Raw genomic sequence first — 14,962 nt, 5'->3', positions numbered from 1 at the left:
AGCACACACCGCCATGGAATTCTTCCGAATCAAACGGGACATCCCGTTCATGAAGCACGCGTTGGTCTTCAACGTCGTGTCCTTCCTGACCTTCGCCGCCGCCGTGTTCTTCCTGTTCACCAAGGGGCTGCATTTCTCCATCGAATTCACCGGGGGCACCTCGATCGAGGTGGCCTACAGCCAGCCGGCGGACATCAACAAGACCCGGCAGGTGGTCGAGCAGATGGGCTTCGGCGAGGTGCAGGTCACCAACTTCGGCACCACCCGTGACGTGATGATCCGCCTGCCGGTGCGTCCGGAGGTCAAGCAGGACGTCATCGTCGGCAAGGTGTTCGAGGCGCTGTGCAAGGCCGAGAACGGCACGGTCGAGCAGCACCAGTCGGTGACGCCGCAAGGCGAATCGGTCAGCAAGCCCACCTGCGTGGTGGGGCAGGCCGAACCGTTGTCGCTGTCCAAGAGCGAGCTGATCGGGCCCTCCGTGGGCGCCGAGCTGGCCACCAATGCAGCCTATGCGCTGGCCGCCACCGTCATCGGCATCATGCTGTACCTGGCCTTCCGCTTCGAGTGGAAGTTCGCCGTGGCCGGCATCATCGCCAACCTGCACGACGTGGTGATCATCCTGGGCTTCTTCGCCTACTTCCAGTGGGAGTTCTCGCTGGCGGTGCTGGCGGCGGTGCTGGCGGTGCTGGGGTATTCGGTGAACGAGTCGGTCGTGATTTTTGACCGGGTTCGCGAGGCTTTCCGCAAGTACCGGACCTTCAACACCCACCAGGTGATCGACCATGCCATCACCTCCACCATCAGCCGCACCATCATCACCCACGGCTCGACCCAGATGATGGTGCTGTCGATGCTGCTGTTCGGCGGCCCGACCCTGCATTACTTCGCCATCGCCCTGACGATCGGCATCCTGTTCGGCATCTACTCCTCCGTCTTCGTGGCGGCGGCGATCGCCATGTGGCTGGGTGTCAAGCGCGAGGACCTGGTGAAGCAATCCGTCAAGCGGGAGGATCCTGACGACCCCAACGCTGGCGCGGTGGTGTAGTAGAGTCAGCTGCAGTTCTCCACTCCTTTTTTCGATGACCGCCGCAGACGCTCGTTCACAGGCACTGGCTACCCAGGCGCGGCGCGTTCACACGGAAGTGCTGCTGCGGGGCCTGCCGTCCGTCGTGGCCACACTCACTTCGGCGGTGCAGGACCTGCTGTCCCAGCCCGCCGAGCACGCGCTGCAGATGGCCCGACGCGACGCTTTTGAAGCGTGGCAGCGTTGTGCCACGCCCTGGCATGCCCGTCTGGGCAAGTCGCTGCGGCATGTGTATCACCATGGGCCGGGGGACTCCCGCTCGGCCTCGCTCTCCAGCCGTCCGCAGAATCTGTCGCTGGTGGATGACGACACGATCGAGCGCGAGATCATCGCCTCCCGGCTTGCCCTGGCCATGATGGACAAGGCCAGCTGGGAATTCAGCGACCTGCGCAACCGCATGCAGCGGCTCGAGGGCCTGGAAGATCTCCCCCATCAGGACTTGCTGCGGGCCCAGGTACTGGCCCGCCTGGTGCTGGACGCCTGGTTCGAATCGGGCCTGAGCAGCTCGGTCTGGCAGATGCTGCAGCGTCCGCTGCATCAGGAACTGTCCCAGCTGCTGCTGGAGGCCTACCACGATGCCAACCACCTGCTGCTGACCCAGGGCGTCATGCCGGAGGTGGATCTGCGTCCGCTGATCCGGCGCAACGCGTCCGCGCTGCCGACCTCGGCCGCCAGTGCAGCGCAGGCGGGCCATGCCGCCGCCCAGGTCCCGGCAGGCGGTGCGCCCACGCCGGCCCATTCAGCCCATTCTGGCCATCCCGCCCACCCCACCCATGGGGCCGCGGTCGCAGCCGGCATCGCACCGCAGGCCGCCGTCCAGGCCCAGTCCGGGACGCCAGCACTGACCCCCGCCACCCAGTCCGCCCAGCAGGTCATGGCCCAGCTCCAGCGGGTGCTGGCCCGTCATGTGCCGGAACTGGCGCGCGGATCGGCGTCCGCATCAGCGCCTACCGTGCCGGCCCGTCCGTCCCAGATGGGCGCTGGCCCGGGCCGCGCCACGGTCACCGGTGTGAGCACGACGCAGATGGGCGCGCCTCTGTCCCGCCATGCGGCCCAGGTGCCGCATTCGCAGCGGCTCGGCGCGGCCATCAACATGGCCCAGGAAACCGTCCAGCGACGGGTCGAGCAGGCGGAAGCGCCCGGCGTGGACATTCACATGACGGCGCCTCAGGCGCTGGATGAAATCCGCCAGCGCAACCAGACGCTCAAATCGGCCCTGAAACAGGCCGCCGACACGCCCGCCGAACGCGCCACCATCGAACTGGTGGCGCTCTTGTTCCAGGCCATCCTGCAGGAAGAGCGCATTCCGCCAGCCCTGCGGGTCTGGTTCGCCCGGCTCCAGATGCCGGTGCTGCGCGTGGCCATCGGAGAACCTGACTTCTTCGCCGCGGAAGATCATCCAGCCCGGCGCCTGATCGACCGGATGGGCGCCTGCGTCATGGGCTTCAGCGCTTCCGCAGCCGACATCGGCGACGCACTGGAGCGGGAGATCAAACGTGTAGTCCAGGTGGTGGAAGCCTATCCGGACACCGGTCGGCGCGTCTTCCAGACGGTGCTCACCGAATTCGAGAAGTTCCTCGACCACTATTTCCAACAGGAAAACGAAGTCTCCCGCAAGGGCGTGTCCCTGGCCCAGCAGGTGGAGCAGCGCGAGACGCTGGCCATCCAGTACACCATCGAGCTGCGCAAGATGCTCTCCGAGGTGCCGGTGCAGGACGGCGTGCGGGATTTCCTCTTCCAGATCTGGGCCGATGTGCTGGCCGTCACCGGCGTGCGTTATGGCCCGCAGGCCGACCAGACCAAGCTGATGAAGCGGGCCGCCGCGGACCTGATCTGGTCCGCCAGCGCCAAGGTCTCGCGGGAGGACCGGGCCGAAGTCATCCGCCGACTGCCCCCGCTGCTCAAGACGCTGCGCGACGGCATGGGCCACGCCGGCATGACGGCCGACCGGCAGGACGAGCAGATCCGCTCGCTCAACAACGCCCTGGCGGCGGCCTTCACCGCCAAGACGGCGGCGATTCCGCGCGAACGGCTGGACGAACTGATGAGCCAGCTGGAAACGCTGGAAGCCATGTTGCCCAGCACCGAAGCGGGTGTGGAGATCAACGAGTCGCTGGTGCGGGACCTGTCCAGCCACGAGGTGGACGGCCTGGAAGTCGTGGCCGAAGGTGGCACGCCGCCCACGCCGGCCATGCTGGCCTGGGCGCGGGAGCTGCAGGTCGGCAGCTGGTACATGCTGGACTATCGCAACCGGGTGGAACCGGTGCAGTTGGTCTGGCGGGGTATGCGCCACCACCTGATCCTCTTCGTGTCGCCGCACGGGAGAGGGGTGCTGTTCCAGCTGAGCCGGCTGGGCGCCTTCCTGCAGGCCGGGCTGATGTTGCCGGCACAGGACGAGTCGCTGACCGTCAAGGCCACCCGCAATGCGCTGGCCAAGCTGGAAGTGGATCCCACCCGTTTGCTGGCCTGATGGCTGGCCTGATTGCAAAAAAGCCTCAGCGCGATACGCCTGAGGCTTTTTGTTTCTTCTGAACGCAGCTTGGCCGCAACACAGGGGCGCCGCAGCGCAGCGCGGATCAGCCGATCAACAGCGAATCAGTGGATCAGACGCTCTTCCGGGGCGACGAACAGCTCGTCCAGAATCAGCGCATCGGGCTCTTCACCCAGGCTCCAGAACACCATCAGCACGATGATCTTCAGGTCTTCCAGGTCCAGCGGGCCCCCGGGGATCGCCATGGCACGGTCGATGACCATCTCACGCATGGCGGTGGGCAACACACCGGCGGAGGCCAGGAAGCTGATGAAGCCCATCGAGGCATCGCCCAGATGTTCCTGTTCATCCCGCGAATAGATGCGCAGACTGCGATCGCCGGGTTCGGCATGGTGGGACTGGGCCGATGCGGCCAGACCATCCAGCCAGGACAGAGCGTCCCGGATTTCTTCGTCTTCGAACCCCACGGCCGACAGTTTCCGGGTCAACTGGGCGTGATCCGGGCAGGCGTCAGGCCGCCAATAGGTTTCGTACAGATAGACGAGCACGTCAAACATGAGGGGACTATACCCCAGGGCCCGAAACCCCTCCCGAGCGAAATGAAAGGGCCCGCGCACGGATATTCCCGGATGGGCGGCGGGGCGCGCGCCCCAGGCCGCTATGGCGCGGTTTCAGCGCCGGTCAGGCCCGCACCCGCCGCTGAAAACGGGCGCCCGGCAGCCGGGCAATCTGACCGTCGAGTTCCAGATCCAGCAGCGCGGCCGACAGCGATTCCACCGGCCAGCCGGTGCGTTGTCCCAGCTGTTCGAGCGACAAGGGGTCATGGCCGAGGGCGCGCAGCACGGGATGGAGTGTGGTGTCGTCTGCTGGGGCGTCGGCCGATTCGAAGGGCGCTTCCGCTTCGCCGGCGGCACTTGCGTCATTGGCGTGAAGGGTGTGATGGGCGCCATGGGTGCCACGGGCTTGCGCATCCCGCTCAGCTTCCAAGGACGCTACCGCGGCGTCCCCAGGCGAGCCGCTCTGTCCTGCCTGCCCGGCCTGCCCGCCCTTCGCCATCGGCGGCAACTCACACAGCAGATCGTCCAGGGTCTGCACGAGGCAGGCGCCTTGCTTGAGCAGGTGGTGGCAACCGCGCGACTGGGCCGCATGGATGGAGCCGGGAATGGCGAACACCTCGCGGCCCGCCTCACTGGCCATGCGCGCGGTGATCAACGAGCCGGATTTCACGGCCGCTTCCACGACCAGGCAGCCTTCTGCCAGTCCGGCAATGATCCGGTTGCGCTGCGGGAAATTGGGCGGCAGCGGAGGGGTGCCGACAAAGTATTCGCTCACCAGCAGGCCGCCCCGGCGGATATGCCGCGCCAGGTCCTCATGGGCCAGCGGATAGACCTGATCGATGCCGGTGCCCAGCACGGCCACGGTGCCGCCGGGGGTGTGGAGTGCAGCTTCATGGGCCGCGCCATCGATGCCGGTAGCCAGTCCAGAGATCACGCAGAAGCCGGCCTCCCCCAGCCCCTGCGCAAACAGCCGGGCGTTGTCCTCGCCCTGAGGGGTGGGATGACGGCTGCCCACCACCGCAATGGCGCGACGGTTCAGCAGCTCGCGCCGGCCGGCCAAATGCAGCATCAGCGGCGGGTCGGCCGTGTGGAGGAGGGCAGGGGGGTAATCGGGATCCCCCAGCAGCAGGATGCTGTGGGTGGGCGAGGCGTCGAGCCACGCCAGGGTGCGTTGCCAGATCTGATCCAGCTTGGGCGGGCCGTCCCTGAGGCGCTGGGATTCCGCCGCGGTGATCAGGCCCGTCCAGCCAGACGGGCCCGCCTTCAGGATCTCAGCAGGGTCGCCGTGCCGCGCCAGCAGCCGCCGCGCGGCGGCGCGCCCGACGCTGTCCAGCAGATGCAGCCAGGTCCGGAGGTCCTCGTGCTGCATCGCGGGGGCGTCGGGGAAGCCGACTAAGGCTGGGTGAAGCGGTCGCCGGCGGTCACCGGCTCCTGCACGGTCAGCACCAGGGCGTAGGACACCCGGTCGAAGACCTGGAACACGAACAGCGAGCCGTGGCGTTCATCCGGCAGGCGGATGGCGTCATTGGCTTCGGTCGTGCCGTCCCGCACCACGCGGCCGGTGCGCCACAGGGCCAGCACGTGGCCCTTTTCCATGCCGTTGGCCGAACCGCGGTTCAGCGCCACGATCTGGTTCTGGCCGGCGTTGATGGCGTCGCCGTAGACCGAGACGATCAGGCCGTCCACCGGGCCCGACGGGGCATGGGGCATGTAGCTGGTGTAGCCGCGGGCCGGGATGGGGGCCAGGCGGTCGCCCACGCCCACTTCCTGGCGCGCCACGCCGATCTTCAGCGTGGTGGGCACTTCCTGCGCGCCGCCGGCATTGCTGCCCGGGCGCACCACATCGGCGGTGCCGACATAAGCAGCCTCATAGCCCAGCACTTCCTTGGTGACCGGGTCCACCAGCGGCTTGGCCTTGCGGAAGATGCGGTATTCCGAGTCGCCGGTGAATTCGCCGCGGGCATAGGCCAGCTCGCCCTTGGTCATCCACACCCGGTTCTCCTGGGCGGCGACGATGCGGGGCGCGGTGGCGAGTTCGTCGGTGTTCAGCACGATCGCTTCGTTCAGGAACGGCTCGATCAGGTGCTGCGGGATGGAGGCGATGGAGCCGTCATCCAGGCTGGTGGAGCGCACGCGCGGCGACAGCTTCACATCGCCGTTGGTGCCGCCGGTGACGTCGCGGCCCAGTTGCAGGCGGGCGCGGCCGTCGGCCTTGACCAGCACCAGCACCTGGCCGGGGTAGATCAGGTGGGGGTTCTTGATCTGGTCGTCGTTCATGCCCCAGAGCTCGGGCCAGCGCCACGGAGACTTCAGGAACAGGCTCGAGATGGCCCACAGCGTGTCACCGCGCTTGACGGTGTAGGTGTCCGGCGCATTGGGGGCCAGCTCCGACAGCGGAACGCCGGCCTGAGCCACCTTCTGGGCGGTTTCACGCTGCTTGGGCGTGATGGGGTAATCACCAGCCGCCAGTGCAGGGGCGCTGATGAGAGCGCCGGCGAGCAGCGCTGCATAAATGGTCGTCAAGCCCAGCGGCCGCCGTTGCGTCATTCCTTGTTCTCCATCGCCGTAGTGAAGGCCCCTCGTGGCCAGTGGCGCTTTCAGCGAACGAGCGGCGGTAGATCCCAAATCGGCGAAAATCCGCTGAACGCTGGCGGCGATTCTGCCCAGATTCAGGGGTACCCGCAATGAAGGGAGCCGCCCCCGCTTGCAAGCCCTTACAAACCGGCGTTGTGTTGTGTCCACAAGCGCACAGGTCTTCAACATGTCCAAACTCAACATTCTTCGTTATCCCGATCCTCGCCTGCATACCGTGGCCCAGCCTGTGGCAGCGGTGGACGACCGCATCCGCCAACTGGCGGACGACATGCTCGAGACCATGTATGCCGCCGAAGGGGTGGGCCTGGCCGCCACGCAGGTGGATGTGCATGAGCGCGTTCTCGTGATGGATGTCTCGGAAGAGCGCAATCAGCCGCTGGTGCTGGTCAATCCGGAGCTGGTCTTCAAGAGCGACGACCTCATCGAAGGTGAGGAGGGCTGCCTGTCGGTGCCCACCATCTACGACAAGGTCATGCGCCACCGCAAGGTCACCGTCCAGGCCCTGGACCGCGACGGCAACACCTTCCAGTTCGATGCCGAAGGCCTGCTGTCCGTCTGCGTCCAGCATGAGATGGATCATCTGGCCGGCAAGGTGTTCGTGGAATACCTGAGCCCCCTGAAACGGGAGCGCATCAAGACCAAGCTCGTGAAAAAAGCACGCGAAGACGCCAAGGTCCGCTGATGCAAGGCCTGTCCCCGGACGACCTGAGTGCCCTGCGCGGTCTGCGCGTGGGTTTTGCGGGCACGCCCGAGTTCGCGGCCGTGGCGCTGGCCGCGCTGCTGGAGGCCGGCGTGACCGTGCCGCTGGTCTTGAGCCAGCCCGACCGTCCGGCCGGCCGCGGCATGAAGCTGCAGGCGTCTCCGGTCAAGCAACTGGCTGTGCAGCATCAGCTGCCGGTGGCACAGCCGCGGAGCCTGCGCCTGGACGGCAAGTTCCCGGACGAGGCGCAGGCCGGTCGCGCGGCTCTGGAAGCTGCCCGCCTGGACGTGCTCGTGGTGGCCGCCTATGGCCTCATCCTGCCGGCCTGGGTGCTGACCACGCCGCGCCTGGGGTGCCTGAACATCCATGCTTCGCTGCTGCCGCGCTGGCGCGGTGCCGCCCCCATCCATCGGGCCATCGAGGCCGGCGACGCGCAGACCGGCATCACCATCATGCAGATGGACGAGGGCCTGGACACCGGCGACATGCTGCTCGAAGCGCGCGAGCCGATTGCCGCTGACGACACCACCGCCCGGCTGCATGACCGCCTGGCGGCATTGGGGGGCAAGCTGATCATCGCGGCGCTGGTGCAGGCTGCGACCGGCCGTCTGCAACCCAGGCGCCAGCCGGAGGAGGGTGTCACCTACGCCCACAAGATCGACAAGGCCGAGAGCCAGATCCGCTGGAGCGACAGCGCGGAGCAGATTGCCCGCCGCTTGCGCGCCTTCGACCCCTTCCCGGGCGGCGTGGCGCAATTGGAGGGCGAAGCGCTCAAGGTCTGGCGTGCCGAGGTGGCGGATGGCCAAGGGCGCTCCGGCGACCCCGGCGAGGTGCTGGCGGTGTCTCCCGAAGGACCGGTGGTGGCCTGCGGCGAAGGGGCGGTGCGCCTGCTGGAGCTTCAGCGCGCCGGCGGCAAGCGCCTGCCTGCGGCGGCCTTCCTGCAGTCGCGGCCGCTCAAACCTGGGGAGCGGCTGGGCTGAGCCTAGGCCCCAGCCCTCGCTGGAGCCCGAGCCCGGGCCCGAGCCCGGGCCTGAGACCCGCCGGCGGCTTGCGGAATTTCCGAGGTCTTCAACGAACCAACTTCGTGTATTCCGATGGTGTCATCAGGCCGGGCCGACTTGAAGTGGCCGGTATTGCCGTCACATGGTTCCTCAGGACGGTGTACTGTGCACTGGGTCCATTCCATCTGCTGTGAGGATTGAGGAGATTGCCATGTTCAACCTGATGAAGACCGCCATCCTGATGGCCGCGATCACCGCGCTCTTCATGGTGATCGGGTCCGTCATCGGAGGACAGCAGGGCATGATGCTGGCGCTGGTGTTCGCGCTGGCCATGAACTTCTTCAGCTACTGGTTCTCGGACAAGCTGGTGCTGAAGATGTACAACGCCCAGGAGGTGGACGAGCGCAGCGCGCCGCAGTTCTACCGCATGGTGCAGGAACTGGCGCAGCGTGCGCAGCTGCCGATGCCCAAGGTCTACCTGATCCAGGAAGACGCGCCCAACGCCTTCGCCACCGGCCGCAACCCGGCCAACGCGGCGGTGGCGGCCACCACCGGCATCCTGCGGGTGCTGAGCGAGCGTGAGCTGCGCGGCGTGATGGCGCATGAACTGGCCCACGTGAAGCATCGGGACATCCTGATCTCTACCATCAGCGCCACGATGGCGGGTGCCATCTCCGCCCTGGCCAACTTCGCCATGTTCTTCAGCGGTCGCGACAGTGAAGGCCGTCCGGCCAACCCGCTGGTGGGTCTGCTGGTGGCGCTGCTGGCGCCGATCGCGGCCAGCCTGATCCAGATGGCCATCAGCCGGGCCCGTGAATTTGAAGCCGACCGCGGCGGTGCGGAAATCTCCGGCGACCCGCAGGCGCTGGCCGCTGCGCTGGACAAGATCCACCGGTATGCTCAGGGCATTCCTCTGGAGACCACCGAACGCCATCCGGAAACGGCCCAGATGATGATCATGAACCCGCTCTCGGGCGGTGGGCTGCGGGGCCTGTTCAGCACGCACCCCTCGACCGAGGAGCGCATTGCGCGCCTGATGGCGATGGTGCGCCGGTAACTGCGGCTCAAGGGGCGCCTCGCCCGGCCGATATCGACATGATGAAGCTGAGCTGGCCCCTGTCCTCCCCCCACCGCATTCCCGACGCGGTGGCTGATCCTGCGGGCTCCGACATGGGGCCCGTTTCTGTTTCCTCTCCTGTTCCTGTTCCTGCGGCTGTTCACGCGGCTGTTCATGCGGCGGGTTCGGCGTCGGCAACCCTGCCGGCGGCCCGCAGCCGTTCTCACCGGCGCCTGCGTTTGGGTCTGCTGCCCTCCGCGCTGGGCGTGGCGATACTGCTGTCCGGCTGCGACCAGCTCGGCATCGAGGACCCGGCCAAGGTGGCGGCGGCCAAGGAGGCCGAGGGCAAGGCCATCGGTGGCGCCTGCCGCAATGCGATGCGGGCCATCGAGGACTGCTACGCCCTCAATCCCAAGGCCCAGAAGGCGGCGGTGTACGACGGCTGGCGCGAGATGGACGAATACATGCGCGAGAACAAGCTGGAGGGCACCCGGCCGGTCGTGGCGCACGGTGCGGCCAGCAAACCGGCGGACAGCGCCTCGCAGGCCGAGGAGGACGAGCCTCCTGCCAAGTCGGCCAAGGGGGAGAAAGCCGACAAGGCTGAAAAGTCCGACAAGGGCACAAAGAGCAAGGGCTGACGAGCAGTTCATCCCCGCGCCCTTGCAGTTCGTCACCCGGGGCTGGCCCCCTGCTGGGGGTCGGGCCGAAGATGCGATCATTCCGAATCCCAGGAGATTGCATCCATGAACAAGACCACACGCCGCTGCTTCGCCCTCACGCTGATCGGACTGGCCGCGGCCGGTTCCGCCCACGCGTGGTCCTGGAGCATCGGGGGTTCCCAGCGGGTGGAGGGCAACGGGGACGTAACGACCGAGCGGCGCGACCTGGAAAGCTTCGAGGCGGTCGCCCTGTCCAGCAGCTTCAAGGTCATGGTGCGCCAGGCCGGTGCCGACAAGGTCGAGGTCCGCACGGACAGCAACCTGCAGCCCTACCTCGAGACGAAGGTGGTCAGCGGACGCGCAGGGCGCACGCTGGAGGTCACCTCCAAGCGCGGTTATCACCTCAACAGCAGCACCACGCCGGTCATCACCATCGAGCTGCGGGACCTGCGCGGCGTGTCGATCAGCGGATCGGGCGAGATCCGGGTCGAGGGCATGAAGACCAGCGGCCCCCTGGATGCGAGCATCGCCGGCAGCGGGGACATCCGCCTGATCGGTGTCGAAGCCGACCGCATCGGCCTGCGGGTCTCTGGTAGCGGGGATATCGCGGCCAATGGCAAGGCCAACGTGCTCGCGGTCAGCGTGACCGGCAGCGGCGACGTGAAGGCCCGGGAGCTGGCGGTGGAAGCCGCCAAGGTCAGCATCGCCGGCAGCGGGGACGTGACCGTCCAGGCCCGCCGCAAACTGGATGTGAGCATCGCGGGCTCTGGCGACGTCGGCTATGTGGGCAACCCGGAAATCAGCATGTCCAACGCCGGCTCGGGCTCGGTGCGTCGCCTGAAGGACTGAGCGCGGGCGGGATAAGCCCGCCCAACTTCCATCCATCGCACGGCTGTCGAGGTCCTGCCCATGGCTGGGCGGCGGCCGTTCCCCCCGATGCCGGGCGAATGCCGGACCTGCCCCGGGTCCGGCGTGGGCGAGGGACGACACCGCTGACAGTCCAGGCCCGACAATCCCGCTATGGCCGACCTTTTTCCCGCGCACTGGCGCCATCCTGAATTCCGCCAAGGCGCCCGCGACATGCTGGGCATCACCCTGGGCATTTCCGCCTGGGGGCTGGTGACCGGAGTAGCCATGGTCAAGAGCGGCCTGAGCGCCGGCATGGCGCTCTTCATGAGCCTGGTGGTGTTTGCGGGCAGCTCGCAGCTGGCCTCCCTGCCGCTGCTGGCCAGCGGCGCGCCGCTGTGGGTGCTGTGGGCCACCTCTTTCTGCGTCAACCTGCGTTTCGTCATCTTCAGCACGCAGTGGCGGCACTACCTCGCGCCCTTGCCCCGGGGCCAGCGCCTGTGGATGGCCTACTTCGCCGCCGACCTCAATTACGTCGCCTTCCTCAAGCGCTTCCCGGACATGAAACCCGACCCGGAGCGGCAGGTGCCGTACTTCTGGGGCGGCGTGGCGATCAACTGGTTTGCCTGGCAGGTACCCGCTGTGGCCGGCATCTTCCTGGCTGACCGGATACCGACGAACTGGGGTCTGGGCTTTGCCGGCGTGCTGGCTCTGCTGGGCCTGAGTTATTCGCTGCTGGGCAACCGCAACACCTGGGTGTCCGCGGCCGTGGCGGCCTGTGCGGCGGTGGCGGCCTACGGCCTGCCGCTGCGTCTGAACATCCTGGTGGCGATTGCGGCGGCCGTGGCGGCCGGGCTCATGATGGAGCGCTGGGCCCCAGCCACCGACGCACGCGGCGGGAGGGCAGCATGAGCGGCTGGGAAACGGTGCTGGGCATTGCGGGCATGGCGCTGATCACGGTGCTGACCCGCGGCTTCTTCCTCATTCCGGACCGAGAGGTGCCCATGCCCGACTGGCTGCGGGACGGCCTGCGGTATGCGCCGCTGGCGGCCCTGGCGGCGGTGATCGTGCCGGAGATCGTCATGACGCAGGGCGAGCTGGTGTCCACCTGGAAGGATGCGCGTCTGTACGCCACTGCGGTGGCCACGGCCTACTTCTTCTGGAAGCGCGGCATTCTGGGCACCATCGTCAGCGGCACGGTGGTGATGCTGTCGCTGCGCATCGGCCTGGGGTGGTGAGCGCTTGAGCCTGGGCACTGGCCCTGGCCGGGCCGGGCCGGGCTGCCCGTGCAGTCCCTGCTTTTGGACACGCGCCGCGTCGGGCGAGCCTCTGCCTCTTGGTAAGCTTCGCCCCGACTGGCATGGCTCATGCCGCAGATTTCCCACAACTTCAGCCTATCCACCATGAATGTCTTGCGTTTCGCCGACCTGATCAGTGCCGGCAAGGTCGACCAGCAGCGTGTGTTCATCCGCGCAGACCTCAACGTGCCGCTCAATGACGCGGGCGAGATCACCGAGGACACCCGCGTGCGGGCCAGCATTCCCGCCATCGAGATGGCCCTGAAGGCGGGCGCTGCGGTGATGGTCACCTCCCACCTGGGTCGCCCCACCGAAGGGGAATTCAAGCCGGAAGACTCGCTGGCCCCGGTGGCCCGTCGCCTGAGTGAGCTGCTGGGCCGCGACGTGCCCTTGAAGGCCAACTGGGTGGACGGCGTGGACGTGGCCCCGGGCCAGGTCGTGCTGCTGGAGAACTGCCGCGTCAACAAGGGCGAGAAGAAGAACAGCGAAGAACTCTCGCGCAAGATGGCTGCCCTGTGCGACATCTTCGTGCACGACGCCTTCGGCACTGCGCACCGGGCCGAAGCGTCCACCTACGGCATCGCGCAGTTCGCCAAGATTGCCTGCGCCGGGCCGCTGCTGGCCGCGGAAATCGATGCCATCACCAAGGCCCTGGCCAATCCGAAGCGACCGCTGGTGGCCATCGTGGCCGGCTCCAAGGTCTCGACCAAGCTGACCATCCTCAAGTCGCTGTCGGCCAATGTGGACGGCCTGATCGTGGGCGGCGGCATTGCCAACACCTTCATGCTGGCGGCGGGCCTGAAGATCGGCAAATCGCTGGCCGAGCCGGACCTGGTGGACGAAGCCAAGGCGGTGATCGAAGCCATGAAGGCGCGCGGCGCGGCCGTGCCGATTCCGGTGGATGTGGTGACGGCCAAGGCTTTTGCCGCGGACGCGCCGGCCACTGTCAAGGCGGCGACGGACGTGGCGGACGATGACCTGATCCTGGACATCGGCCCCAAGACCGCGGCGCAACTGGCCGAGCAACTCAAGGCGGCCGGCACGGTGGTGTGGAACGGTCCGGTGGGGGTGTTCGAGTTCGATGCCTTCGCCAAGGGCACCGAGACCATCGCCCGCGCCATTGCGGCGTCGGACGCCTTCTCCATTGCCGGCGGTGGCGACACCCTGGCGGCGATTGCCAAGTACGGCATCGAGAAGGACGTGGGCTACATCTCCACCGGCGGTGGCGCCTTCCTGGAAGTGCTGGAAGGCAAGACCTTGCCGGCCTTCGAGATCCTCAGCCGCCGCGCGGCGGGCTGAGCATCCAGGGCCCTTCGGGGCCCGCTGCGATTACATCGCCTGATAGACCGGCGCTTTGCCGTCCTGCGCCTTCACGGCGCCAAAGCGAGCGGCCAGCTTCGACTGAAGCGTCAGCGGCAGCGGTGCAAAGCCGGTGCCGCGGGTCAGGTCGTCGCCGTGCATGAAGCACCAGTAGAGGAAGCGCATCACCGGGGAGGCTTCCTCTCCCTTGGGCGGCGTGGCGTCGATCAGGATGAAACTGGTCATGGTGATGGGCCAGCTGTTGGCGCCGGGCCGGTTCATCAGGGACGCCAGGTCATCGCCACGACGCGACAGATCGCTTTCGGCGATGGCGGCCCGGAAGCCCGCTTCGGTGGCGCTCACCCATTGACCAGCGGCATTGCGCAGCTTCACCGCATTGAGCCGCTCCGCCTGCACCCGGTCATAGCTGACATAGGCGATCGAGCCGGGCGCTGCCTTCAGGGCCTTGACCATGCCGTCGTTGCCTTCGGCCCGTTCCACCTCGCCGGGCCACTTGGGCTGGGCATTCACGCCGATCTCCGCCGCGAATTCCGGCGAGACCTCGCTCAGGTAGCGGGTGAAGCCTTCGGACGTGCCGGACTTGTCCGCCCGCACCACGCGCCGCACGGCCAGGGCGGGCAGGGGAAGGCCCGGGTTCAGCGCTGCGATGCGCGGATCGTTCCATTGACGGATGCGCCCGGCCATCAGGTCGGCGAGCACCTCGCCGCTCAGTTGCAGGCGGCCTTCCGGAACGCTGGGCAACTGCACCACCGGCACGATGCCGCCCACCAGCATCGGAATCTGCACCAGATGGCGCTTGGCCAGCTCTTCCGCGGACAGCGGCGAATCACTGCCGCCGAATTGCACCTCGCGGGCGGTGATGCGCTTTACGCCATCGCCCGAGCCGGTGGCCTTGTAGGTCACGGGCTGGCCGCCGCTGCTCTTTTCGTAGGCGACGGCCCAGCGGCCGTAGACCAGGGAGGGGAACGAGGCCCCCGCGCCCTTGACCTGCGCGAATGCGCTGCCTGAGAGCGTCACCGTGAGCGTCATCAGGGCGCCCAGCAGGAGGGGACGGAGCCCGCCCTGGCGGGCCGTGCGGGCACGGGCGGGCGTGGATGTGGTGGTCGCAGCACTGCACGCGCCGGGAACGGACAAGGACAGACAGGAAATCTTGAAAGGCATGCTCTGGCAATCACGAAGGCTGGGAGGCGGGCGCGATTCTAGGGAGGGCATGCCTCAGAAACATGTCGTTGCAGCTGCGGTTTCTGGGGAGCGCTCTCCAGGTGTTGTGCGAATGTTGCAGCCAGGGGGTTGGACAGCGCCCGATCGAAGGCCATCTTTGCATGGAAGTCAAAACTGAAAGCATCGGCACGGG

14 protein-coding genes are annotated in these 14,962 nt (G+C 67.4%); 10 read left to right on the top strand and 4 right to left on the bottom strand.

Annotated elements, in window-relative coordinates; all coding sequences use genetic code 11:
* The first annotated feature begins 13 nt into the window (after positions 1 to 13).
* Both secF and DES44_RS16720 read left to right on the top strand, forming a co-directional pair.
* Complete coding sequence (secF, locus tag DES44_RS16725) at positions 14 to 1,045, top strand: protein translocase subunit SecF (RefSeq protein WP_058933636.1); 1,032 nt, start codon at positions 14 to 16, stop codon at positions 1,043 to 1,045.
* A gap of 34 nt (positions 1,046 to 1,079) precedes the next feature.
* On the top strand, positions 1,080 to 3,554 hold the full coding sequence (locus DES44_RS16720; protein WP_058933637.1) for a DUF1631 family protein: 2,475 nt from the start codon (positions 1,080 to 1,082) through the stop codon (positions 3,552 to 3,554).
* 125 nt (positions 3,555 to 3,679) lie between these two features.
* On the opposite strand, the gene DES44_RS16715 is transcribed toward DES44_RS16720, so the two are convergent.
* The 3 genes from DES44_RS16715 to DES44_RS16705 form a co-directional block, all read right to left on the bottom strand.
* Entirely contained in the window at positions 3,680 to 4,132 is a 453-nt protein-coding gene (locus DES44_RS16715; RefSeq protein ID WP_058933638.1) for a Smg family protein, read from the bottom strand.
* 124 nt (positions 4,133 to 4,256) lie between these two features.
* Positions 4,257 to 5,501, bottom strand: a complete 1,245-nt coding sequence (dprA, locus tag DES44_RS16710) for a DNA-processing protein DprA (protein ID WP_058933639.1) — start codon at positions 5,499 to 5,501, stop codon at positions 4,257 to 4,259.
* Positions 5,502 to 5,524: 23 nt separating this feature from the next.
* Positions 5,525 to 6,679, bottom strand: coding sequence for a LysM peptidoglycan-binding domain-containing protein (locus tag DES44_RS16705; RefSeq protein WP_058933640.1), 1,155 nt, complete (start codon positions 6,677 to 6,679; stop codon positions 5,525 to 5,527).
* A 214-nt stretch (positions 6,680 to 6,893) separates the two neighbouring features.
* Between DES44_RS16705 and def the strand changes: the two genes are divergently transcribed.
* The 8 genes from def to DES44_RS16665 all read left to right on the top strand — a co-directional run bounded on the left by def (position 6,894) and on the right by DES44_RS16665 (position 13,587).
* A complete protein-coding gene (gene def / locus DES44_RS16700; protein ID WP_058933641.1) occupies positions 6,894 to 7,409 on the top strand; it encodes a peptide deformylase in 516 nt (171 codons plus the stop codon).
* Positions 7,410 to 7,450: 41 nt separating this feature from the next.
* Positions 7,451 to 8,407, top strand: coding sequence for a methionyl-tRNA formyltransferase (fmt, locus tag DES44_RS16695; protein WP_058937147.1), 957 nt, complete (start codon positions 7,451 to 7,453; stop codon positions 8,405 to 8,407).
* 232 nt (positions 8,408 to 8,639) lie between these two features.
* The gene (gene htpX / locus DES44_RS16690; RefSeq protein WP_058933642.1) at positions 8,640 to 9,485 is read left to right on the top strand and encodes a zinc metalloprotease HtpX; all 846 of its coding nucleotides are present in this window, start codon (positions 8,640 to 8,642) and stop codon (positions 9,483 to 9,485) included.
* A gap of 233 nt (positions 9,486 to 9,718) precedes the next feature.
* Entirely contained in the window at positions 9,719 to 10,123 is a 405-nt protein-coding gene (locus tag DES44_RS16685) for a hypothetical protein (RefSeq protein WP_198164958.1), read from the top strand.
* A 105-nt stretch (positions 10,124 to 10,228) separates the two neighbouring features.
* On the top strand, positions 10,229 to 10,993 hold the full coding sequence (locus tag DES44_RS16680) for a head GIN domain-containing protein (protein ID WP_058933643.1): 765 nt from the start codon (positions 10,229 to 10,231) through the stop codon (positions 10,991 to 10,993).
* Between the two features lie 171 nt (positions 10,994 to 11,164).
* Positions 11,165 to 11,902, top strand: a complete 738-nt coding sequence (locus tag DES44_RS16675) for an AzlC family ABC transporter permease (protein WP_058933644.1) — start codon at positions 11,165 to 11,167, stop codon at positions 11,900 to 11,902.
* Positions 11,899 to 12,228, top strand: coding sequence for a branched-chain amino acid transport AzlD family protein (locus DES44_RS16670; RefSeq protein ID WP_058933645.1), 330 nt, complete (start codon positions 11,899 to 11,901; stop codon positions 12,226 to 12,228). Before DES44_RS16675 ends, DES44_RS16670 begins: the two co-directional genes overlap by 4 nt.
* Before the next feature lie 165 nt (positions 12,229 to 12,393).
* Positions 12,394 to 13,587 carry a phosphoglycerate kinase gene (locus DES44_RS16665; RefSeq protein ID WP_058937149.1) on the top strand — a complete coding sequence of 398 codons (1,194 nt, stop codon included), beginning with the start codon at positions 12,394 to 12,396 and terminating at the stop codon, positions 13,585 to 13,587.
* Positions 13,588 to 13,617: 30 nt separating this feature from the next.
* On the opposite strand, the gene pstS is transcribed toward DES44_RS16665, so the two are convergent.
* Positions 13,618 to 14,769 (bottom strand): phosphate ABC transporter substrate-binding protein PstS, encoded by a 1,152-nt coding sequence (gene pstS / locus DES44_RS16660; protein WP_058933646.1) that lies wholly within the window; start codon positions 14,767 to 14,769, stop codon positions 13,618 to 13,620.
* Between the last annotated feature and the right edge of the window lie 193 nt (positions 14,770 to 14,962).

This window comes from Roseateles depolymerans, from assembly GCF_003387155.1.
Lineage (GTDB): Bacteria > Pseudomonadota > Gammaproteobacteria > Burkholderiales > Burkholderiaceae_C > Roseateles > Roseateles depolymerans.
The sequence above is the reverse complement of the archived record's forward strand: the minus strand, read 5'-3'. Positions and strand labels throughout refer to the sequence as shown.